The organism is Polyangiaceae bacterium, from assembly GCA_020633235.1.
Lineage (GTDB): Bacteria > Myxococcota_A > Polyangia > Polyangiales > Polyangiaceae > JACKEA01.
The window spans coordinates 969,709-985,903 of sequence record JACKEA010000002.1 but is presented as its reverse complement, the minus strand read 5'-3'; the positions used below and the strand labels follow the sequence as shown (position 1 = coordinate 985,903).

General features: G+C 66.5%; 17 protein-coding genes. 10 read left to right on the top strand and 7 right to left on the bottom strand.

The features are described from left to right. The first annotated feature begins 71 nt into the window (after positions 1 to 71). From H6717_14865 to H6717_14855, 3 genes are all read left to right on the top strand, one after another. Positions 72 to 821, top strand: coding sequence for an SUMF1/EgtB/PvdO family nonheme iron enzyme (locus H6717_14865; GenBank protein ID MCB9578304.1), 750 nt, complete (start codon positions 72 to 74; stop codon positions 819 to 821). A gap of 12 nt (positions 822 to 833) precedes the next feature. Beyond that, entirely contained in the window at positions 834 to 2,576 is a 1,743-nt protein-coding gene (locus H6717_14860) for a hypothetical protein (protein MCB9578303.1), read from the top strand. A gap of 237 nt (positions 2,577 to 2,813) precedes the next feature. Beyond that, positions 2,814 to 3,686 carry an SUMF1/EgtB/PvdO family nonheme iron enzyme gene (locus H6717_14855; GenBank protein MCB9578302.1) on the top strand — a complete coding sequence of 291 codons (873 nt, stop codon included), beginning with the start codon at positions 2,814 to 2,816 and terminating at the stop codon, positions 3,684 to 3,686. An 853-nt stretch (positions 3,687 to 4,539) separates the two neighbouring features. Here the strand turns inward: H6717_14855 and H6717_14850 are convergent. From H6717_14850 to H6717_14835, 4 genes are all read right to left on the bottom strand, one after another. Next, on the bottom strand, positions 4,540 to 5,019 hold the full coding sequence (locus H6717_14850; protein ID MCB9578301.1) for an SRPBCC domain-containing protein: 480 nt from the start codon (positions 5,017 to 5,019) through the stop codon (positions 4,540 to 4,542). 14 nt (positions 5,020 to 5,033) lie between these two features. Further along, a complete protein-coding gene (locus H6717_14845) occupies positions 5,034 to 5,393 on the bottom strand; it encodes a winged helix-turn-helix transcriptional regulator (protein MCB9578300.1) in 360 nt (119 codons plus the stop codon). 77 nt (positions 5,394 to 5,470) lie between these two features. After that, positions 5,471 to 6,283: a 5,10-methylenetetrahydrofolate reductase gene (locus tag H6717_14840; protein MCB9578299.1), complete on the bottom strand. Its 813-nt coding sequence runs from the start codon at positions 6,281 to 6,283 to the stop codon at positions 5,471 to 5,473. Positions 6,284 to 6,501: 218 nt separating this feature from the next. Further along, complete coding sequence (locus H6717_14835) at positions 6,502 to 7,227, bottom strand: hypothetical protein (protein ID MCB9578298.1); 726 nt, start codon at positions 7,225 to 7,227, stop codon at positions 6,502 to 6,504. A gap of 176 nt (positions 7,228 to 7,403) precedes the next feature. On the opposite strand from H6717_14835, the gene H6717_14830 reads away from it, so the two are divergent. From H6717_14830 to H6717_14815, 4 genes are read left to right on the top strand one after another with little or no spacing between them, the layout of a single operon-like run. Further along, positions 7,404 to 7,598, top strand: a complete 195-nt coding sequence (locus H6717_14830) for a hypothetical protein (protein ID MCB9578297.1) — start codon at positions 7,404 to 7,406, stop codon at positions 7,596 to 7,598. Positions 7,599 to 7,657: 59 nt separating this feature from the next. Further along, positions 7,658 to 8,110 carry a hypothetical protein gene (locus H6717_14825; protein ID MCB9578296.1) on the top strand — a complete coding sequence of 151 codons (453 nt, stop codon included), beginning with the start codon at positions 7,658 to 7,660 and terminating at the stop codon, positions 8,108 to 8,110. 26 nt (positions 8,111 to 8,136) lie between these two features. Then, positions 8,137 to 8,499, top strand: a complete 363-nt coding sequence (locus tag H6717_14820) for a hypothetical protein (GenBank protein MCB9578295.1) — start codon at positions 8,137 to 8,139, stop codon at positions 8,497 to 8,499. Positions 8,500 to 8,518: 19 nt separating this feature from the next. Next, a complete protein-coding gene (locus H6717_14815) occupies positions 8,519 to 8,821 on the top strand; it encodes a hypothetical protein (protein ID MCB9578294.1) in 303 nt (100 codons plus the stop codon). 12 nt (positions 8,822 to 8,833) lie between these two features. Here the strand turns inward: H6717_14815 and H6717_14810 are convergent, their stop codons facing one another. Further along, positions 8,834 to 10,438, bottom strand: coding sequence for a carboxylesterase family protein (locus H6717_14810; GenBank protein MCB9578293.1), 1,605 nt, complete (start codon positions 10,436 to 10,438; stop codon positions 8,834 to 8,836). A gap of 410 nt (positions 10,439 to 10,848) precedes the next feature. Here H6717_14810 and H6717_14805 point away from each other — a divergent pair, with 410 nt between their 5' ends. The 3 genes from H6717_14805 to H6717_14795 all read left to right on the top strand — a co-directional run bounded on the left by H6717_14805 (position 10,849) and on the right by H6717_14795 (position 12,952). Next, positions 10,849 to 11,013: a hypothetical protein gene (locus H6717_14805; protein ID MCB9578292.1), complete on the top strand. Its 165-nt coding sequence runs from the start codon at positions 10,849 to 10,851 to the stop codon at positions 11,011 to 11,013. A 476-nt stretch (positions 11,014 to 11,489) separates the two neighbouring features. After that, positions 11,490 to 11,828 (top strand): ribosome-binding factor A, encoded by a 339-nt coding sequence (locus H6717_14800; GenBank protein ID MCB9578291.1) that lies wholly within the window; start codon positions 11,490 to 11,492, stop codon positions 11,826 to 11,828. After that, on the top strand, positions 11,825 to 12,952 hold the full coding sequence (locus tag H6717_14795) for an RtcB family protein (GenBank protein MCB9578290.1): 1,128 nt from the start codon (positions 11,825 to 11,827) through the stop codon (positions 12,950 to 12,952). The genes H6717_14800 and H6717_14795 overlap by 4 nt, the downstream gene beginning before the upstream one ends. Positions 12,953 to 13,096: 144 nt before the next feature. Here the strand turns inward: H6717_14795 and H6717_14790 are convergent, their stop codons facing one another. Beyond that, positions 13,097 to 13,600, bottom strand: coding sequence for a hypothetical protein (locus H6717_14790; protein ID MCB9578289.1), 504 nt, complete (start codon positions 13,598 to 13,600; stop codon positions 13,097 to 13,099). 58 nt (positions 13,601 to 13,658) lie between these two features. Next, positions 13,659 to 15,902: a hypothetical protein gene (locus H6717_14785; protein MCB9578288.1), complete on the bottom strand. Its 2,244-nt coding sequence runs from the start codon at positions 15,900 to 15,902 to the stop codon at positions 13,659 to 13,661. Between the last annotated feature and the right edge of the window lie 293 nt (positions 15,903 to 16,195).

The window sequence follows — 16,195 nt, the reverse complement described above, 5'->3', positions numbered from 1 at the left end:
AGCGCAGGCGCGGATGGCGGTAGTGGCACCGGCGGTGTAGCGGGATCCTCGGCAGGTGCCGGCGGCGCCGCATGAGCGGCGGCCAGTCGGGAAGTGGTGGCAGCTCTGGTGCGAGCGGTAGCGCGGGCGCAGCGGGCAGCGGCGCGGGATGCCCCGGCACTGCCGGTCCCACGATGGTGAACATCGGCGCGTTCTGCATCGACTCCACGGAGGTCACGCGCGCGCAGTACGCGGAGTTCTTGATCGCGAAGGGGAGCGACCCCACGGGCCAACCCGCGGACTGCTTCAACAACCTGAACTTCGTGCCGGGGCTTGCAGTATCGGAGACTGCTTGCGCAACGGGCGCGTTTGATCCCACCACGAACCCCAATCACCCGGTTACCTGCGTCGATTGGTGCGACGCGGCGACCTACTGCTCCTGGGCCGGCAAGCGCCTGTGCGGGGACCTTGCCGGCGGTGTGCCATCCGGTCCGCCAGGTGCGGGGGAGTGGTACTACGTGTGCAGCCAAGGCGGCACGACGGACTACCCGTACGGCGGGACGTCGGATCCGAGCGCGTGCGTTACGGCTCCTCAGAGCACGGCGCTCGCGCCGGTCAAGTCGAAGCCCGGGTGTACTGGGCAGTCGCAGCCGTTCAACGATGTCTACGACATCAGTGGCAACGCGGCGGAATGGACGCGGAAACCACCGCTCGCCGACCCGGAAGCTTGGGGCGCTTCGTATCGCGCCCTGTCCACCGCCAAGTGCGGGATCTGGGGAACCGCCAAGGTGCTCCAGATGTATCCGGAGCTTGGGTTTCGGTGCTGTGCCGATTCGAAGTGAGGAGACTGGAACATGATCACGCAAGTTCGCAATCACGCACACACCGTTCTGTTTCTCATCTTCCTCGCGCTTGCTGTTTCGTGCTCAAGCGACACGGACGGTTCCCACAAGGCGCCTTCGAACAAGGTCGACCCCTTGAGCCAGTGGAATATCCACTTGTACGTGGGCAAGCCCGGACAACAGACCCGGGTGGATCTGAGTCCTGTCCCGGAGATCAGTTTCCCCAACGTACAGGTTGTCAACGCGTCAGGCGGACTGCCGAGTTCACCTGCCAAGCTGCTAGAGCAGCCGCCGCCAAGCCCTACGCAGCACAGCCACGACGCTGCCGCGGCGCAAGCGAAGAGCAAACCGCAGGCGCTCGTTGAGGGACCGGACGGGGGCGTTGATATCCAGCAGGATCTCAGCTCACGCTCGGGTTGGGCCCTCGTGTATGGCGCCGCCGCCGAATGCGGCGTCGTGAGAGGAAGTAACAATCGCCACCTTGAAGGCACAGCGGTGGTTCCGCCGTGGAGTTCGACGCCGGTGCCGGGATGGAGCGTCTTCCCCGCCTCCGATGGCCCGCCAGACAGCTGCGACAAACTGCTGGCCTATGACGAAGCGTTGCTCTGCATGGCTGGCCAGTTGGCCGACATCAGTAGCTCGATTCGAACCATCACATGGACCGAGGTGACCAAGGCGCCGACACTCCCTGACTTTCCGCCCGGGCCCTGGACCATACCACCGCAGGCCAACAAGGACCGCTTCGTGGCACGGGACCTGGCCATCTACATGCTCGCAACGCTCGCCGCGAACGATTCTTGGTTCGTCAACTACCCGGCAAATACCAACTCGTGTGCTTCGGCGTATACAAACGCGGCTTCAGACCCTGCGGGCTATGGGGCCAGCAACGAATCGTGGCTGTTTGGCGCTTTCCCATACTACTTCCCGCCAAATGGACCTGCGGGGATTCCGGAGAGAGCCGAGTCGCGCCTGCGGATCCAGACGCAGATCCTCCGTTCCGCAAGTCGGCTCCTGGACGAGCTCATCGACAAGTCCGTGGAGGCGGACTTGGCGTCGGCGGCGCAGCGGCGGGCGAGGGCGACGGATCCGTCGCGAGGCTCGGAGATCGCTTGGGGTGTGCGTGGCGACGAGAACGGGAAGTTCGGGTCCCTCGCTCACGCGATTCGCGTCGTGGGAGGCCGCTGGGAGCTGTCGCCCATTGGCGTTTCGAGCTTTGCGGGTGTTCTGCCGTTCTACACGGCGGATCCGGCGTGTGGCGGAACCTCGCCGCAAAGCATCCTCGAAAGCGGATACGGGGCGGACTTCGGAGCGCGCGTCGCGGATCGGGATGTGCGAACGACTGGCCAGCAGGCGGCGGTCCAGATCGTCGAAACCGCGGGTGTTGTCGTGCCCGGCAACGAGATCACGCCTGCCAAGCTCGGCAGCGTACGTGCGGCCCTTCGCCAGCAGATCGTCGGGACCGCTGCCATGGCAAATGGCTTGCCGCCGACGGACACGAACTTCAACAAGTACCTGCAGGGCAAGAGCGTGGGCTACGTGCTGGACGACATCACGGATGGTGACCTCAATTCTCGGAAAGGAGAGGGGAGCGCGCTACGCGCTCAAGTCGCGCGTGCAGCGGAAGCTGGGGCCGGCTGGAACGCTCATCATCAACGTGGAGGGCAAGGGCTACTCCTTGCTCGGCTAATCTGGAACACAGGAACGCACATCGGCACACAGAATGTAAGGATCGTGTCTCTGGTATCCGCGACCTAGGCGGCGGAGGAATCAGGGCGCGGGAACACGAAGCAGCGGGAGGCTTCGGAAATGCGAAAAGCACAACGTGGAAGTGTTGCTGCGGTTTGGGCTCGCGGTGCGGTGGTCGCATCCGTGTTGGTATTTGCTGTCGGCGCTTGCGGCTCGGACGACAGCCCTGCGGACACCGGCGGGAAGTGTTCGCCAGTTGGAGCGACGCAAGCATGTACCGGACCTGGTGCGTGCGCTGGCGGGCAGGTGTGCGGCGCGGACGGGACTTGGGGAGCGTGCGATTGCGGTGGTGGTGGCAGCGCAGGCGCGGATGGCGGTAGTGGCACCGGCGGTGTAGCGGGATCCTCGGCAGGTGCCGGCGGCGCCGCAGCGAGCGGCGGCCAGTCGGGAAGTGGTGGCAGCTCTGGTGCGAGCGGTAGCGCGGGCGCAGCGGGCAGCGGCGCGGGATGTCCCGGCACTGCCGGCCCCACGATGGTGAACATCGGCGCGTTCTGCATCGACTCCACGGAGGTCACGCGCGCGCAGTACGCGGAGTTCTTGATCGCGAAGGGGAGCGACCTCACGGGCCAACCCGCGGACTGCTTCAACAACCTGAACTTCGTGCCGGGGCTTGCAGTATCGGAGACTGCTTGCGCAACGGGCGCGTTTGATCCCACCACGAACCCCAATCACCCGGTTACCTGCGTCGATTGGTGCGACGCGGCGACCTACTGCTCCTGGGCCGGCAAGCGCCTGTGCGGGGACCTTGCCGGCGGTGTGCCATCCGGTCCGCCAGGTGCGGGGGAGTGGTACTACGTGTGCAGCCAAGGCGGCACGACGGACTACCCGTACGGCGCGACGTCGGATCCGAACGCGTGCGTTACGGCTCCCCAGAGCACGGCGCTCGCTCAAGTGAAGTCGAAGCCCGGGTGCAGCGGCCTGAAGTCACCCTTCGACGACGTCTTTGACCTGAGCGGGAATGCGGCGGAGTGGGCGGAGAAACCGCCACTGAACGACCCGGAAGCTTGGGGAGGGTCGTATCTAAGTCTGTCTGCGCCTGCGTGTGCCACTCACGGAAAAGGCAAGGTGCTGGATAAGTATCCGGAGCTTGGTTTCCGATGCTGTGCTGGTTCGAACTGAGGGTAGAAACATGAGCAATCCCTACTGGTACTCTCGCGCCATCTTCCTGCTTTGTTGCCTTACGCTTGCGGTTTCGTGCTCGGGCGACGGCGATGGTCCGGGTAAGGCGCCGGCGAAGAAGACCGATCCTCTCAGTCAGTGGAACATCCACATCCTTGTGGGCAAGCCCGGACAGCAGAGCCGTGTGGACCTTCCTCCAGTCAGGAGATCAGCTTCCCGAACGTCGATGTTGTTGACGCCACGGGCACGTTTCCCGATTCCCCTTCCAGTCTGTTTGAGCAGTCTCCTCCCGTCCCCAATCACGAGAAGCACGGGGTTCCGGGCGCGAAAGCAAACACTAAGACCCAGGCGCTAATTGAGGGTCCTGACGGTGGCGCCGATATCCCACAGGATCTCACCGCGCGTTCGGGGTGGGCGCTCGTCTACGGGGCTGCCGCGGAGTGTGGGGTTGTTCGGGGCAGCAGCAATCGCCACCTGGAAGTTGGCAATCCGTTGGCCGCGTCACCAGGCGAACATCGTTGGCATGACGGAGGGCTACCAGCTACTCGTTCTCGCCCGCGGCGCGGAGGCGGTGTCAATGGTGCCGATCGCGCGGGCGCTTGGGGACTACTGCGTCAACAACGGCCTGCTGGTACGCGCGGGAGGTGCGCGCTGCGGTGCCGCTCGGTCAGCAACTGCCCACGGATTCGGTGCCCGAACCCAGGACTGAACGACAGTTTCGCCTACATCTCCCTGCAACCCACGCTGACGTTGCGGCCGCGTGGTTCCGCGGCGGACCAACAACATCAGCCACAACATTTGGGGGATGCGCCATTTTGCATTCGCCAGCTGACGCATCCTCGAAGTCGGTCGTTCATGCGAGCTCGGTATCGAGCTGCTGGTAGCAGGCCTCCATGCCCTCATCCATGCCGGACGCGAGGGCGCCGTCGCGGGCTTCCTTGGAGTCGTAGGTTTGCGTGATGCGCATGGTGGTGAAAGCGCCTTCGTCGAAGAACTCGTGCTTCTCCACGAGCGAGCCGATCAGCTGGCCCGATCCGAGCGCCATGATCTCGGTGTGAACGGCCCGCTCGTGCGGGCTCACCTCGGTGAACACGCCTCGCAGCGTCATGGCCGGATCCGCCTCGTCGCTCTTCCAGGCCACCTCGAGGGCGCCTCCCACACGCATGACGCAGCTACAAGTGGTCATGGTCCAACCGGGAGGGGGAAGCATCCAACGACGCATCCGGTCCGGCGTGAACATTGCCTCCCACACGAGGTGACGTGGGGCGTTGAACGCGCGGGCCAGGACGATGGTCGTGTCGGAGGGAGTGGAGATCTGCAGCTGCTTGTTCATGTGGTCCTCGGTGTTCAACGGCGACGACCCCGCGATGGGTCCTCGGCCTTCATTTCGTCGAGAAGTGAGTCCAGCGCTCCGAACCGCGCTTCCCAGCTCTGACGGAACGACTCCGTCCAGAGCATCGCTTCCTTCAGCGGCCCGGCATTCAGGCGGCAAAGATGCTCGCGGCCGACGACGCGGCGACGGACGAGCTTGGCCCCCTCCAGCACGCGCACGTGCTTGGTGGCTGCGGGAAACGTCATCTTCAACGGAGCCGCGAGCTCACTGAGGTTCCGCTCCCCATCCGAGAGCTGGCGAATCATCGCGCGCCGCGCTGGGTGCGCCAGCGCATGGAAAACCCGGTCCAGCCGCGGGGACGTATCCAAAACCATATGGTTTCATAAACCAATAGGTTTAGGAGTGCAACTCGCCGAGACGGGAGCGGCCAACAAATGCGTAGCGCGGCGCCCTATGCGTCGAGACGGGCGCTCAGCCGTGTGTAGAGTTCGACCGACGCATCGATCTCCGCCTTTCGGATCGAGACGCTCTCCACATTGATGCCGATGGGCAGCTGTTTCTCACGCGCGTACTGGTGCACGTCCGCGAACACGCTGTCGCACAGGTCGATCGATCGCTCCAGCGTGTCGGGCGAGTTGCGGAGCTCGTTCTCGAGCCAACGAGGAAACGAGATCCCGAGCCACTTCATGAACTCCAGGGTGCGGACCGAGCCGCACGGCGAGAACGTGAGCACCACTGGAGCGGGCGAGCGGCCGTGTGCCTGCAGTGATAGAGCGTAGTCGGACAGAAGCGACTTCGTCGACGCGGCGTCGTACACCGATTGCGTGATGAAGAAGCGGCAACCGCGGCTCTGCTTCGTGAGCATTCGGGCGTGCTCGTCTTCCTTCTCGGCGTGGCGCTCCGCGATGGCGATGCCACCGAACAGCAAGTTGGGGACAGCGCCCGCTTCCGCGTACGCCTCCAACAGGGAAAGCCCCGGGCCGCGCGACCGACGGCTGGGCGCGCCGACGAAGACGCTGAGTTGCCGTTCGGGGGCCGTTGCTACTGCTCGGAGCCAGCTCGAAAACGCCTCGCGCGGCTGTGCGCCCACGGATCGGTACACGATCTTCGGAAGCGCCAGCTCGGCAAGGTCGCCGTGCGCGTACTTCTCGGGATCCACCGTGGGCAGGAACGGGAAAGGTCTGGCTTGGCCAGTGCGGCCCGGTTCGTCTTGGATGTCGTAGACGACGAGCCCGTCCGGCGCGAGCGCGCGCACTCGGGCCATCTGTTGGGCGGCGATTGCGCGTAGCCGCTCCGGCTCCGTTGCGAGCTTGGGAGGCGCGATGCCGTAGAGACGAATTCCAGCGTGCGCTCCCTCGAGCTTCTCGAACAGCGTGTTCAACGGCACGACGGAGCCTATCACGTGCGGGGACGTCGCCCCCGTCGGCGACGAGGCGTCGGCCAACCCGATCACACGATTGGCGGAGGGATGCGCTGAGGCGGTCAACTCGGAACCCGTCGATTCGCGGCCTTCAAGGGTGCTCCTTGCAGTCGCGTGCTGAGCAACGTGAGCAAGACCACGGCCGCCGACGCGAGCGCGCCGCAAGCAGGTTTCCACGGAAGGTCGACGCGCCAAAGAACGAGAAGGAAAAGCAAAGCAGCCCAGGCGCTCGCCTTGGCGAGCAGCCCCATCCGTTGGCTGGCCGGCGGAGAGACCTTCCTGTTTTGTGGTAGGCGCACGTGCAGCAGACCAAAGTTCCCACGCAGGACATCGACCAGTTCTGCGTACTCTGTGTCGTCGAAGTCATCGTCGACGGCAACCTCGATTGGAGGAGGGAATAGTGCTGCGCGCCATCCGCTTCCCGTCGCACGGAGAACGACGTACCTGAACAGAGCGTCTGCCATCGGCGGGGACCACGTATCCTTGCGCAGCGGCCAGATGACCAGGACCTGCGAGCTCGCGGCTGGTGGCGGGCCTCCAACCGGAGCAGAAGGGGGCCAACGCCAGTTCGCATCCCACCAGGGGTCAGCTCCCGGGTGAAGGAGGGTAGGGCGCACGGGCGCCTTCAGGGGGTTGATGTTGCGGTCAAGGTCGTCACTCGTCTCTCCCACCGCTATCACCACGGTCCGGCGCTCGTCGGTCGACAGGGCCACGACAGCCTTGGTGGAGGTCGAGCCGCTCTTGTAGGTGGTCTCGACCGTTTCGCGTGAGACATGAAGTTTCAACACGCCTCCCACATGGTACCAAGGCGCCGCTCCAACCGTTCCGAACTTCTCCGGGGGGGGCGCTCATCCTCGGGCGTTGCGAAGGACGCGACAAATGCCGTCTCGCGGAGACTGACTGGGATTGCGGAGCTATGCTTGGGAGGTTGAGCGCGGCGCGTCGGCCCGAGAGGCTGTCGAGGATGATTCAGATTCTGAGGTTCGTGTGGAACACGGTGGCGTTCGCCGCCTGTGTTGTCGCTGCGACGACGCTCGCCACGGGACCGGACGGCAAGGGCCCTTGGGTCATCGCACTGTGCGTCGTGCTGGTCGCCGCGGCCCTGCAGCACGGTGGCGACGGAACGCCAGCGCTGAGGGATCTGAAGAGCGCGCGGTAGTGCGTATGGATGGGTGTGCACGACGCCCGCCTGGGGCTAGTCTTCGCGCTGGGCGGTGGATGGCGATGGACGCGGAACAGTTCCTGGAAGAATCTCGCCGGGTGCTGCTCGCGTGCTCGAGCGAGAGTTTCGAACACGTGGCTGCGCACCTCGAGCGAATGGAGACCCAGATCGCCACGGCGGAGCGTGACAAGCTAGAGGCCCAGGCTTGGCTGCTCCGGTTGCGGCTGACCGCGCTGCAGCTGTGCAAGCGACCGCTCGAAGAGGTCGAGCCGTTCGCGCGTGCGCTGCTGGAAGAGGAGCGCCTGTCGGCATTCGGGCGGTTGCAGAGCATTGGCGCCTTCGCCGCGTACTGCCGGGACCGCGGGCGCCCGGACGTCGGGGTCGTGTTTCTGGAAGATGCGTTGTCGAGGGTAGACTGGGCTACGGTGACCGCCGTTCTGAAGGCCGAGGCGCGCGCGGCGTACGGGAAACTCCTCACCGAGCTACGAGGGTACGCGGGGGCACCTTGATAGACGCACTTCGTCGAGAGTGGCGGATGTTGTGGAACGCGCCCCACGCGGAGGGGCTGTCCCTCGTTCACTTGATCATGTGGGTCGGGTGCTTCCCTCTGCTCGCGAGCTGGACGGGTCCACAAGCGTGCCTGCCGTCGCTGATCATGACCACGCTGGCCGTCCCCCTCGTCTTGCTTCCGGGTCTGATGGGCCGAGGCTTCTCGGTAGGCGTGGTGCTTCAGTTCGGATTGCCGCTACCGCTGGCCTGGATCCTGAACCGCGTTCTCGTGGCCGAGCCGATACTCTTCCGGCGCATCATGGAGGTCGTCCACGCCGCCGCGAGCGGACTCAGCGGAATCCTGCAGCTCTCCGTCGCACAGTTGGTCTGGAAAGCTGTTCGGCGATGAAACAGGCGCGGAGCTTGCCATGACCCGCGAATCGCATGCCCGCGCTCGCGCGTGGCGCAGCGCCCGAGCTCGGCTGCGGCTCGTGGTCGTCGTTGGTGTGTCCGGCATTGTCGTCGTCTTCGGTGCCGGGATGCTGGAGGGCATATGGAACGTGAACGTTGGCAATGGCGCGCTGCTGGGCTGGGGCGTCGCGTTCTTCGTCGCCAACATGCCTCTGGCGCTCCTGCGCTGCCCACGCTGTGGGGAGCGGTTCTTCTACGGTCCGAGGTTTTCGGGCATCACGGACCGCTGTCTCCACTGCGGACTGCGTTGGGGCGAGTGAAGTGGGCGCCCGTCAGATCGAGTCCCAGAAGTCGCACTTGTCCTTCTTCAAGGCGCTGCCCACCGCTATGGTGTGGTCCAGCGTGAGGTGCTCGTCGGCCGTTTCCGTGTACTTGGGCCACGCCACGGTGCCGCCGGGATCCGCGGATGCCGCGAACGCCGTCCAATAGCCTTGCATGGCCTTGGACAGGGCGGCGTCTTCCGGGCTGTCCGGCGTGAACGTGGAGAGCGGCTTGCCGAACACGAAGGGGAGCTCCGCACCGTGGAAGGACTTGGTGATGCCCAAGAGCGTGATGGCTCGCGTGAAGTGATAGAGGTACGCCGTGCCGCCATGGGCGGTAATGCCGCGCACCGCGCGCCGCATCGGACACACGAAGCCCGCATCGCCGATGGCGTCGCTCAAGGCGTCCGCCGGCGTGGGGTACGCGGCCGTGGGGTACTGGTCGAGCAGATCCTGCGCCGGGATGCCCAGGTCGGACGCAAAGGTGGCGGCAATGGTGTTGTACGCGGGCTCACCGATGGTGCCGAGCCCCGCGAGGTACACGAAGAGATCTCCTTCGTTCGCGTTGGAGCCGAAGATGACCGGTACGTTCGCGCCCTGCTTCAGGATCACGTCCTCGGGGTTTTCGGACAGCACGTCGCCGTCGTTCAGCGGGCCCCAGCTCGCACCGTTGCCGAAGAACACGCCCGACTTGAGCGGTAGCGCCTTAAGCAATTCCTCGGCGGTCTTGCCGCGCAGGCACTCCGCCGCGGTCGCTTCGTCCGTGCAGCCGACGGCTTGCGCCAGATCCGCGCCCTGCTGCTCGGACTGGGCCAGCGTCGGCAGGAGCGCGCTGCACGGTCCGCTCTCGGAGATCGCGCGCTGGAACAGCCCTTGGCTTCCGGAGGAGGTGAGGTGCGCGCACACGCTCACGCCCCCGGCGGACTCGCCGAAGATGGTGACGTTCTTCGGATCGCCGCCGAAGGCCGCGACGTTGTCCCGCACCCACTCGAGCGCCAAGCGCTGGTCGCGCAGGCCCAAGTTCTTGGCTTCGCCGCTGAGGGCGGGGTGCACCAAGAAACCGAGGGGCCCCAGGCGGTAGTTCATGCTGACGACGACGACGTTGCCGGTGCGCACCAGCTCGTCGCCCTCGTAGGTCGGTTCCTCCGCGGAGCCGCCGGTGAACGCACCGCCGTGGATCCACACCATGGTGGGTAGCGGCGCGCTGGGCGCCGGATCGGGCGCCCACACGTTGAGCGTCAGGCAATCTTCGTCCCCTTCGAAGGCGTTGCTACCCGTCGCCAGCTGCGGACACGTGTTCGGAGTGCCGGTCGCGTCGAACGGCATGCTCCACGGCTCGATCTTCTCCGGCGCCTGAAAGCGCCGCGGCCCCACGGGCGGCTCCGCATACGGAATGCCCCTGAAAGCGCGAACGCCATCTGCGCTCTCGCCGTCCACCTCGCCGCTCTCGATCTGGATCTGCGTGCCGCTCTGGACCGCGCCGCCGCTTCCACCACCGCCGGCGGCGCCGCCGCTGCCCCCCGTGCTCGGGCCGCCGTCGTCAGAGCTCGATCCGCACGCGGCGAGCGCTGCGCTCACTGCGATCACAAGGCCTACCGTCCACTTCGTCGTATGCATCTCGCTCGCGAGCGTACCGCCACCGCACGCCGGCGGCCAGGCGAGCGCCTCAGATGGACTGTCGCCGGAGTCAGGCATCCGTCAGCCGAAGTGACGTTGGCCGGAACGGATGGCCGGGTGCTCAGCTCGCGGAAGCTCTGCGATTGTTTTTGAGCTATCCTGTTTGCGAATGGCCGCCCCCACTATCGACGATCTCCTCGCAACGATTCGGCGTCTCCCGTTGGATGAGCGTCGACGTCTGATAGAGCGCGCCTCGCGCGAGGCCGACCAAGACACGCCCAAGCCTCCGGCAACTGGGCCGTCTGCTGCACCCTCGTTGCTAGGTTTGATGGCGGACGAACCAGAAGCGGTCGACGCCATGTGTGCACTGGCCTATCAGGCCCGAAACGACGCCCGGATGCGCTCCTTCGATGACTAGGTGTTTGCTCGACACCGACATTCTATCGGAGACCATCAAAGGAAAGCACTCCGCTGTCCTCTCCAGGGCATCTGCCTACGTCGCACAGCATGGGCGTCTGACGACGTCTTCGGTATCCGTGGCCGAGATCATCTACGGCTTCGAGCGGATGGGATGACTCGATCGCATCGTCCAGTTCGAAGCTGGAAAACTGAGTGAGTCCCGCCGTCGGGGCGCGCGGTTTCCGCGGCGGACCGACAGGAATACGATTAGGATGTTGGTCCGGCGCGGAAGCTCGTGACAAGCGCGCGCGCAGTTGACTTGTAACGGCGCTTGACGCACACTCCGGGCGGACTCGCGCTTCGCGCAGAAAGGAGGAACGACAATGCAGCCCATTGCCCTCGGTGCTCACCGGTCGAGCCTCCAGTCTGTGATCCGTTGAGCGCGCGTTTTCTCTGAACCGCGAAAAGTCCGCGCGTGGCGTGCTCTGAGCCACGGCGAACGAATGCGCAAACCTGCGGAATTTTCGCGGGTTTGGCGCAGTGCGGCCGGTGCGCGCCGACGCCACTTCGAGCCACGGCTGGGGCTCTGGGCGCTGCCAACGACGGCAGCGCAGGGGATAGGTGTGCCCGTACGCCGGGCACGGAGAACACCGTGAGAACACGAATCAGAAACGCATCGAGAAACGACCGCAAGCTCGCGCAACTGTGCGCGCAGATTCAAGAGGTCCTGAGCTTTGCCCTGGGCGACAGCTCCGACGACCGCCTGCACGACCTGGTCGTGCATTCCGTGACCCCCGCGCCGGATGGCGCGCGACTGCTCGTCACCGTGATGGCGACGAACGAAAGTGACATGAGCTCCCTGGAAGAAACACACGGCGCGCTCGAAAGCGCGCGCCCTTGGCTCAGGCGGCAAGTGGCCGCCGAGATTTCTCGCAAGCGCACGCCGGACCTCGCGTTCTGCGTGCTCCCGCACTGGGACGGTGAACCATGAGCACACTGCCGGAAAAGACCCAAGCGTGGCTGCCCGAGCCGCTGTCCGCGGAGGTGCGAAGCTCCGTGGAGCGGCTCGCGCGCGTGGACGACGTGCAGCGCATTGCGTTGATGCCGGACGTGCATCTGGCGGAGAACGTGTGCGTCGGCGCGGTGGTCGCGTCCCGGGCTGGGCTGTACCCAGACGCCGTGGGCGGAGACATCGGCTGCGGCATGGCCAGCGTGCGTTTGGGGGCGCACGCGGGCATCGTGAATCGGCACTCCGCCGGGCGGATCTTGCAGGCGTTTGCCGACGGAGTGCCCACCAATCGCCACCGCACGAAGCGCCCGCTGCCGGAGGCGCTCGCCGCCCTGCGGCTCTCCACGCCCGCGCTCCAGAAGGCCTTGGACAAGAGCGGCGCCGTGCAGCTCGGCACGCTGGGGAGCGGCAACCATTTCCTCGAGCTGCAGGCGGACGAAGGCGGCACGCTCTGGCTCACGGTGCACACCGGCTCCCGCGGGCTCGGTCCCGCGGTGCGCCAGCATCATCTGAAGCAGGCGGAGGCCGTGGGCGGGGGGCTCCGGGCGCTGCGGGCGGACAGTGACGCCGGGCGTGCCTATCTCTCGGATCACGATGCGGCGGTGCTGTTCGCGGAGCTCAGTCGCAGGGCGATCCTCACGGCCGCGGTGGACGCGCTCGGTCAGCTGCTTCAGGTCGAAGCCGACTGGGAGAGCCGGGTGACGTGCAGCCACAACTTCGTTCGGCGGGAGACACACGACGGCGAAGCGCTGTGGGTCCACCGCAAGGGCGCCATGTCCGCTCGCGAGGGGGAGCCGGGCATCATCCCGGGATCCATGGGCGCAGAGAGCTTCATCGTGAGCGGCCGCGGACTTCCGGGCGCGCTGTGCTCGAGCTCTCACGGGGCGGGCCGCGCCTTGAGCCGCGGCGCTGCGCGCCAGCGCATCACCGTGCAGAAGCTCGAACGCGAGATGGACGGCGTGTGGTTCGATGAAGGCATGGCCAAGCGTCTCTTGGACGAAGCGCCGTCGGCGTACAAGCCCATCACCGCGGTGATGCGCGCCCAAAAGGAGCTGACCCGCATCGAGACGCGGCTCCGGCCCGTGCTCTCGTACAAGGGCGTGTAGACCGAGCGGTTGCACGGGCCTGAGCTCGAGCTCCCCGCCTGCAGCTTGTCGGGTCGGCGCGGAAACAGCCCTCCTATCTTTTTGGCTCGGCCGCGCGGGCAGGCTCGCCCCGCTTCGTCCCGCGGGCGCGGGTGCAGCGTTCGCTTACGGCGCAGGCTTCACTTGCCCGTCGTTGATCGTCCCGTCTCCGTAGACGTACAGCTGGAAGCCGACGTCGCCCTGGGATCTCCGTGCGTGGACGTAGCAGGTGAGGACCATGGCGCGGGGCGCAGCGCCGGGCGCAGCAAGCTGATAGTGCGGTCCCTTGCAGGAAGCGGGACCCAGCGCGAACCCGGCGGGGTCCGACGCCTTCGCCTCGAGCTTGATCGGCGCCGTGTGCGTCACGTCCTTCCCATCTTCCTTGAAAGCGACGGTCGCCGTTTCCACGTCGAGGGCGAGCGCCACCGAGGTATCGCTCGTGGGGTGTGCGACGTAGCTCACGTGCTTCGTGCTGGCGTTGCTCGTCACCGCGCTGCGAATCGCCACCCGGTCGGAGTCCGCAAGCTTCCAGCTCAACACCGAGCTCCCCTTGGTAGTGGGCGTCGGTCCGGACTTCGAGCAGGCCGGCGTAAGAATGGCGACGAGAATGACGATGGTCGGTCTCAGCATGGTGACAGTATATCCATAATGCGTCGCGGTTGTCGTCGAGCGCGTGCGCCCGTGGTGTCTAAGGTCGCGTCAGCGTGTGGCCGTACTTGGCCACGATCTTTCGCACGCGTTCGAGCTCTCCCGGCACGTCGTCGTAGGGACGCCACTCGAAGCGCGTGCCGCGCGGGAACTGCGCGAGCTTCTGCTCCACCTCCGCCCGCGACTCGAGCTCGTACTGCGCCAGCTTCACGCGCAGCTCGTCGGCGTCCGTGCGCGTCCAGCGCAGGGTGAGCGCGCCGCGCTTCCACTCCTGCATCGGGGTGTCGAGCTGCTGCTTCTCGCTGTCGCGCAGCAGCAGCGTGCGAAGCTTCTCGAAGCCGGCGCGATCCGTGAGCCAGCCTCGGCCCTGGACGATGGCGCGCCACAGCTCACCTTCCAGCGAAGCTTCGTCGCCGCCCTCGGTGTGGCCGATCAGCGGCCGTTCGAGCTCCTGCTCGCGCCCTCGCCACTTCTTGCTCCACACAGACAGGCGCTGATAGAGCGCGCGCTCCGCGGCCTTCGAGCCGTAGCGGGAGAGCTCTCGCGCAGCCACCGTCACGTCGAAGACCCGCTTCGCACCGAGCGTTGCGATCAGCTCCGGCTCGGCCTGCTTGGGGAAACCGAGGCGAGCGATCTCGCTCAGCAGCGTGACCGCGGAGCCAGGGGGTTTGTCCCGCAGCCGTCGGGCGAGGGCCTGCTTGCCGAAGGTGGGATCCACCCGCAGGAAGTAGGCGATGAAGGCGGCGTCGCTGCGGTCGTCGTAGAAGGTGAGCGTGGGGTACACGCGGCGGAGTCGGGCGGCGCTCCGCGCGCTCGCGAACCGTTGGATGAGCGCTGCGCTCAGCGGCTGGGCCTGGGGATCGCAGCGCGGCGCGCAACGCTCGAGGCGGCCGACCACGGCGCCGTCCACTTCCTTCAGCGTCTTGTCCGGGAGCAGCGTCAGGGTGTCCATCGCCTGGCGCCCGAGATCCGGCGTTCCGCGCTCGATGACGTCGAGCATCATGGTGCGGGCGCCGGCGGGTGAGAACACGAGCCAGCGCTCGAGGGCGATCTGCCGGAGCTCCGGCGAAATGTCGCTTCGTGCGAGCACTTGCTTCAGCGGCTCCGCCAGCGGCAGCTTCTTCAGCGGCAAGAAGCGATAGCGCAAGAGCTCGTCCAGGCGTTCCGTGGGCAGGGCGGGGAGCACTTCGGGCACCTCTCGGAGCACGCTTGCCTGCTGTTCTGGCGAGAGCTGGCCGCCGACGCCGAGCAGCGCGTCCACGCACAATGCGCGCGCCGCCAGCTGCTTTTTGGGCAACGCTTGCACCAGCTGCTTCACGACGTCGTCCCGGATGCGGGACCAATGCTGTTGTGAGTGGCGCGTGCCGGGAGGGTCTTCGTGCCACAGCCTGAGCATCACCAGGGTGGTGAGCATCACGCTCGTGAAGGGCGTGTCGGGCCTGGCGAGGCGCGCTTCGAGCTCCTGAATCGCGGCGCCCCGGTGGCGCATGGCATACAGAGCGAACGAGAGGGAATACCCGAGCTGCTCGCGGTGAAGCCGCGACACCATCGCCCGCGCCGCTGCTTTCGTGTCCAGGAAGCGCAGCGTGCGAACGGCCTCGCGCTGGTCGTCTTCGCTGCTCTTGTCGGCGTCCAGCACGGACAGCGCGGCCTTCCGCGTGCGCTCCTGCCAAGCGTGCTCCGCCGGCACCACGTCGAAGGAGACGATGTTCTGGGACGTGACGGCGTGGCTCTGGATGCCGGCGTCCGCGGCGTCGCGGTGCTCCCAGCGCAAGCGCTGGCTCACGACATAGAGCTGGTAGTGACCGGGCTCGTCGAAGCGCTGCCACTCGTTCAGATCGAAGCGCAGGCGCTTCGGCTCCCGGCCGAGCACGGGCATCGTGCGGAGCCCGCCGCCGGCAAAGCCCGTCTCCGTGCCAAAGTAGTCCGCCAAAGGGTCCGACGTGCCCGCGGGGAACACGCGATACTCGTCGACCTTCAGCCGCCCGCTGCGATCGTACAGCGCACCGTTCAGCTTGAAGGTGTCGGGCAACGAGCTGGAGAACGCGAGCTCCACGGATATGCGCTCGCCTTGGCGAAAGCGCGTGCCGTCGGGCAGCGAGATCGTGAACGTGAGCCCGTCGGGATTCTGCCCCACCAAGCGCCGGTGCTCCGCGACCTCGGGGATCTCCTCCGCTGCGGCCGAAGCCGGGGCGCGCGGCGCCACCGCCGTGGGCCGTGACGCCGCCGGCGGGCTCGCCGGACAACCGACGAGCACGAGCGACAGCAGCGGCCAAGCGCGCATCCCGCTACGATAACCCAAGCCGCGGGGTTCCGCGCCGGACCAGACCCACTGTCCACCTGGGTTGACCACCTCCAATGCCACTCCGGCGAGAGCGGCGGACGGGGGCGCCGCCGTTGCCGCGCGTCGCTCGAGGGCGGACCAAGCGGCCGGAATTTCTGCAGCGATGGCGATCCGAGACGAGTGCGAAGCGGACGACAGAATTCGACATCGCGAATGCGATTTCAGTTGACGAGCTTGCGGACGCTCGGCGCTCTCATTTTGCCGCTCTGGTTCGCACAGCGCCTGTGCAGCGC